This is a genomic window from Palaeococcus sp. (in: euryarchaeotes) (assembly GCF_053987695.1).
Genome location: NZ_JBMXHE010000022.1, coordinates 1 through 5724, shown reverse-complemented (window position 1 = coordinate 5724; position 5724 = coordinate 1). Strand labels below are relative to the sequence as shown.

The 5724-nt window shown below is 43.9% G+C and carries 5 protein-coding genes and 1 tRNA gene; 5 read left to right on the top strand and 1 reads right to left on the bottom strand.

Annotated elements, in window-relative coordinates:
* The 5 genes from ACXJGZ_RS01955 to ACXJGZ_RS01935 all read left to right on the top strand — a co-directional run.
* Positions 1-322, top strand: a 322-nt coding sequence (locus tag ACXJGZ_RS01955; protein WP_456398140.1) for a hypothetical protein, incomplete at its 5' end; no start/stop codon positions are given.
* A complete protein-coding gene (locus ACXJGZ_RS01950; protein ID WP_456326984.1) occupies positions 291-896 on the top strand; it encodes a nucleotidyltransferase domain-containing protein in 606 nt (201 codons plus the stop codon). The genes ACXJGZ_RS01955 and ACXJGZ_RS01950, both read left to right, overlap by 32 nt.
* Positions 889-3837, top strand: a complete 2949-nt coding sequence (locus ACXJGZ_RS01945; protein WP_456398138.1) for a type I restriction endonuclease subunit R — start codon at positions 889-891, stop codon at positions 3835-3837. The genes ACXJGZ_RS01950 and ACXJGZ_RS01945 overlap by 8 nt, the downstream gene beginning before the upstream one ends.
* The gene (locus ACXJGZ_RS01940) at positions 3828-4502 is read left to right on the top strand and encodes a M48 family metallopeptidase (protein ID WP_456398135.1); all 675 of its coding nucleotides are present in this window, start codon (positions 3828-3830) and stop codon (positions 4500-4502) included. Before ACXJGZ_RS01945 ends, ACXJGZ_RS01940 begins: the two co-directional genes overlap by 10 nt.
* 34 nt (positions 4503-4536) lie before the next feature.
* Positions 4537-4968, top strand: coding sequence for an EVE domain-containing protein (locus ACXJGZ_RS01935; protein WP_456398142.1), 432 nt, complete (start codon positions 4537-4539; stop codon positions 4966-4968).
* Between the two features lie 632 nt (positions 4969-5600).
* Here ACXJGZ_RS01935 and ACXJGZ_RS01930 read toward each other — a convergent pair.
* Positions 5601-5677 (bottom strand) — tRNA-His (locus ACXJGZ_RS01930).
* Positions 5678-5724 lie beyond the last annotated feature (47 nt).

Genomic DNA, 5724 nt, shown 5'->3' with positions numbered 1-5724 from the left:
TGAGGACTTGAAAAACAATATCGGGGAGTACTTCAAGAGCGCCGAGTTGCTGTTTAAAGAGGGCTTAACCAACGCCGCTTTCATGATGTACTTCAAGACCCTCGTGACGATAGCGGATTACACCCTCTGGCGAGACCTTAGGGTTCTGCCGGACAATCACAGGGAACGGTTCCGCCTGCTGAAACCCCGCTATCCCGACCTTTACAATGTCCTGAGTTATTATTTTCCATACTATAGGGACACATACACAAGGAAAGTTGATGAAAGACTCTTAATAGCGGTGAGAAGTGATGTTATCAGACTTAAGGAAAAGGTTGAGTGAGATAGCAAGGGAATTTGCCTCTGAGAATCCCAACGTTTGGGATATTCTGCTCTATGGCTCCGTGATGAAGGGGAAAGAAAAACCAAATGACGTTGATATAGCCGTAATCGCAAGAGAGGGTAACCCGTTTGAGGTTTCCTTCGAATTTAAACGTCTTCTAGAGGAGAAAGGGCTTTCACCCGACGAAGTGGATGTAAAGGGATTTCTGCTTGACGAGCTCTTTGACGAGAACAACCTTGTCAGCTTTGCCCTTCTGGTCGAGGGCTACTCATTACTTAACGGCAAATTTCTCCATGAACGCCTTAACGCCAAGGGCTACTTTCTTTTCAGATTCTCATACTCTTCCCTCTCCCAGAGCCAAAAGATGCGTTTCCTCTATGCTTATCGGGGCAGAAATGGAAGCCCGGGGTTGTTAAAACAGACGAACGCAATGGAGCTTGCACCGGGAGTTGTCCTTGTGCCAGTTGGCTCGGTATATAAATTCAAGGAGTTCCTCTCGCTGTGGGGGTTAAGCTATGAACTCGCCCCTGTGTTAATTGGGGAGTTCACTCGGGAGGTGCCTTCACTTGAATGAAACACCCGAATATCTCCAGTGTGAGAAGCCCATCATTGAGAGACTGAAAGCTGAGAGTTGGACATACAGAAGGGGTTTTGAGGTACTCGAAGATGAAAAAGAGCCCCTCCTAGCTTCTCGATTAAAGCAGGCAATTAAGAGAATAAACAAGGTCGGTGAGAAAGAAGCGGAGGAAGTTATAACTATTCTCAAAACAATTCCCTTTGGCGTTGAAGGCTCTCGCAGAATATTGGACTACATAAAAGAAGGCGTCCCCCTAAAGGACAAAGAGGACAACACCATAAAAACCGTCCAGCTAATAGATTACGAAAACATCAATAACAACGAGTTCCTGGTTGCTAACCAAGTGGGGTATCCATTTAAAACGAAAATTCCAGACATTGTTCTCTACATCAATGGAATCCCTCTCGTGATAATTGAGTGTAAGCGGTTAAAGAAGAGCTGGAAAAAAGCTTACAAACAGATTAAGGGCTATGAAAAAGAGATGCCTGAGCTTTTCAAGTACGTCCAGTTTGGCGTTGCGATTGGTGATAAAGCGGTTTACTTCCCCATTGTCCCATGGCTCAAAGATGTGCCGGTCTACGAGTGGAAAGGAGAAAGCTTTGACGACCTCGACAACCTTGCCGAGCTCCTAACTCCTTCAACTCTCCTCGACATTTTGAGGTACTTCATCTTTTACCGCGAGAATAAGGGAGTTTTTACAAAAGTACTCCCAAGATATATGCAGTACAGAGCGGTGGGCAAAGTGGTTGAGAGGGCGGTGAGCTATGCGAAAGGAGAGATCGAGAGGAATAAAGGATTGATATGGCACTGGCAGGGGAGCGGAAAAACTTTAACTATGATATTCTCCGCTTACAAGATTAAGCGCCTTTTAGGGAACCCCACGATTTTCTTTGTTGTTGATAGGCGAGAGCTCGAGGAGCAGCTTGCTGGAGAGCTTAAGGCTGTCGGGCTTAGCTTTGAAGTCATAAGCTCTATAAAAGGTCTCAAAGAGGTTCTGATGCACTCGGATGGGAAGAGGGGTATTTTCATAACGCTCATCCATAAGTTCAGAGAAGAAGAGTTAAGGGAGGTTAAAGATGCCCTTGAAAAGGTGAGCAAAAGGAGAAAAACCATAATGAACCGCAGGGATGTTATAGCCTTCATTGATGAGGGCCATAGAACCCAGTACGGGGAGCTCGCTTCAACCATGCACTCAATACTCAAAAACGCCTCTTTCTTTGCCTTTACGGGAACCCCAATATCAAAGAAGGAAAGGGATACTTATGCAACTTTTGGCTACGCTGATGAACCCTACTTGGACAGGTACTTCATAATAGACTCTATCGCCGATGGCTTCACTGTTAAAATAGCATATCAAGCAAGGCTCGAGGAGAGGGTCCACTTAAAAAAGGATTATTTGGAGGCGTTCCTCTCGTCCAAGCTCGAAGAAATTCCAGAGGAGTATCGTGGACAGGTCAAAGAAGAGCTTAGAAAGAAGTTGGACATGATAAAATTGCTCCTGAAGAATCCGAAAAGGATTGATGTAATAGCTGAGGACATCGCGAGGCATTATCAGGAGAATGTTAAGCCATTTAAGGCCATGGTGGTTGCAGTTGATAGGGAAGCTTGTGTTCTCTACAAGAGGGCTCTCGATAACATCCTCCCTAAAGAGTACAGCGAAGTGGTGATGACGTTCAACCAAAACGATCCCGAGATAGTGGAAAAGTACCACGATGAACTCAAAGAGAGGTTCCAAAATAAGAGCGACGAAGAGATAAGGGAAGAAATAGTCACGGCGTTTAAGAATAAGGAGCATCCAAAGATACTAATTGTAACGGAGATGCTTTTAACTGGTTTTGATGCTCCCATACTGCAAACTATGTACCTGGACAAACCTTTAAAAGAGCACCGCCTCCTCCAGGCAATAGCAAGGACGAACAGGCCGTTCTTTAAGAATGGAGAGAACATCAAAGCCTTTGGTCTCATCGTTGATTACGTAGGAGTCTTTAAAGACCTTAAGAAGGCACTGGAAATCTACGATGAGAGAGATATAAAGGGTGTTGCCTACGATGTTGATAAAATCAAGAAAGAGCTTAGAAGCAAGATAAATGAAGCCATGAAGTTCTTTGAGGGAGTTGTGGTAAGTGATGACAGGGAGGCAATAATGGAGGCTGTAAAGCTTCTTTTCCAAAACAACACGTGGGAGGAATTCCAAAAGCTATACAAGGAGATCAGATATTATTATAAACTCCTAAAGGAGGGTAGATGGGAGTTTAAGAGTGCCTTTTCATGGCTCACAGAGGTTTACTATGCCTACAATTCAAAGGTTAATGGTCTCGATCCGGAGATTGAGCAAAAAATGGACGAGTTCCTCAGCGAAGCCCTCAAGTTCATTCATGAGACGGTAGATGTGGGAAGGATTAGGAGCGAGTTCCCCATAATAGAGCTCGATGAAGATTTTCTGAAAAAGGTAATGAAAAAGACCCACAAAGAAAGGGCTTTTTACGATCTGCTCTTTGCAGTTAGGCACTACATAAACACGCACAAAGGCCCAATTACGGAAGACTTAGTTGAACAGGTGGAGAGCATTATAGACAGATGGAAGAAGAGAAAAGAAGACATAGAGCGGCTTTATGAAGAAATACTCGGTGTAGCTCAAACAATCCAGGAAAGAGAAAAGGAGAGAAGGGCACTCAATTTGAGTGAGCTTGAGTACTCCCTTGTAACTGTGTTAAAGCGCCACGTTAGGAGCGACACCCAAAAACTTATTGGAGATATTAAAGACCTTCTCAAGGAAACTGAAAGATTCAGGTTCTGCCGGTGGCAGGAAAAAGCTGATGTAGTAAGCGATGTCTCTAGGGCAACCATGCTTTTCCTAGTTCGCAGATACCAGGGGAGAATAGACAACATCATAAAGGCAAGGGATGAGATTCTTGAGGTGTTGAAGCGTTGGGGCTGAATTATGAGTATGAAGTGATTGTCAGAAATGTGAAGAATCCCAGGATAGAAATAAATGCCAAGGGTAATGTTAAGGTAATAGTCCCACCAAGCCAAGACCCGGAGGATATTATAAAGAAAAAAATGGCTTGGATAGAGAGCAAGCTCAATGAACTTGAGCAAATTAAAAAGCAGTTCGGCCCGCTCTCAAGCAAGTTTCTTTTTAACGGAGACTTTTACTCCTTAATCCAAGGTGAGGATTTCTTTGTTAATCCTAAATTTAAAGTAGTTTCCCTGCCCCACGGTGACTTTAAAGTGTTGAAGAAGTGGCTTAAAGATAGGCTTAGGGAAGAGCTTGACTTTAAAGTCCGTCTCTTTGCTTCTATCATGGATGTTAGGTATCGCAAAGTGTACATCAGGTTCCAGAAGACAAAATGGGCAAGCTGTTCCAAAAAAGGGAACTTGAGCTTTAACTTAGCATTAATGGCGCTCCCCGAAGGGTTAAGGGATTACGTGATAATCCATGAACTCGCCCATTTGAGGATACCGAAGCATGGGGACGAGTTTTGGGGGCTTGTAAAGACTTACTATCCAGATTATGTTGAGGCTAAAAAGAGGCTAAGGGTTTTTTGGTTGCTCCTGGAGTGGAATGAGGTATGGCAAAATTTAAGAGGAGTTAAGGTTTAAATTGATCAAATGCAAGTTTATTGTGGTGATTGTTATGGCTTACTGGCTCTGCATAACTAATAGAGACAATTGGGAAGTTGTTAAAAAGAAGAATGTTTGGGGAGTGCCAAAGAGGCACAGGAACACAATCGCAAAGGTCAAGCCCGGTGATAAACTCGTCTTCTACGTCAAGCAAGAGAGAAAAGACAAACAAATCTTAGAGCCGAAAATTGTTGGAATCTTCGAGGTCGTGAGCGAGCCTTTCACGGATTCGAGCAAAATCTTCAAGTCTCCACCTCACTCAAACGAGACCTACCCGCTCCGAGTAAAGATCAAGCCCATAAAGCTTGGCGAAGTTGAGTTTAAGCCTTTAATTCCAAAATTAAAATTCATTACAAACAAAAAACGTTGGAGCGGCCATTTGATGGGCAAAGCCATGAGAGAAATTCCAGAAGAGGACTACAAGCTGATTGAAAGTCTGTTTTAACCTTTAAATTTTGAATAACAACCTCGAAACATTCCGCCACCTGCTAGGATACTTGAGCGTTAGCGTAAGGTTTGAGGAGTTTGCATGTCTTCAAAAAACGGAAATTTTAATTTAAGCTCAAGTGGAAACCAGCGAATCTAACTTGTTTTTCTCCCACCAACGTCCGAAGGACGCTTTTATCAGTAAAACACTGTAAAACGAGCAAGAATGGAGCGAACTCGAAAAACAGAATTCTAAAATAGACATACCAGCTTTGATCAAACTTTTGCTTGGCAAAGTTTCTAGGGGTGGGGGCGAAGCCCCCACTCTAGGGGTTTGAGAGTACAGGAAGCTTTTGAAAAAAGCTTCACCAGAGGTTAGTGGCTCTTGGAAAGCAGCTTATTTGGGTGTGATTGCTCTGGTTAGGACGTTTTCAACTTGGAATCCCTCTCGCTTTGCAATTTAAAAAAGAGTTCCTCCCTGTTGACGCCCTTCGGGCGTCGGTTTAAAAGTGAACTCCTCACAAAAGGGCTGCTCTAGCGGATTCCAGCACTCTGAAGGTTAAAATTTAACGGCAATCATACTTTGGAAGCAAACTTTAAGAAGGAGCCACAAACCTTGATCAAACTTCGCCTTCGCGAAGTTTGTGATGATGGGGCCGGGGCCGGGATTTGAACCCGGGCTAGGGGATCCACAGTCCCCTGTGCTAACCAGGCTACACCACCCCGGCCATTTTAGAAGCCGACTCTAACTCATTGGCATAGATTTATAAAGTTT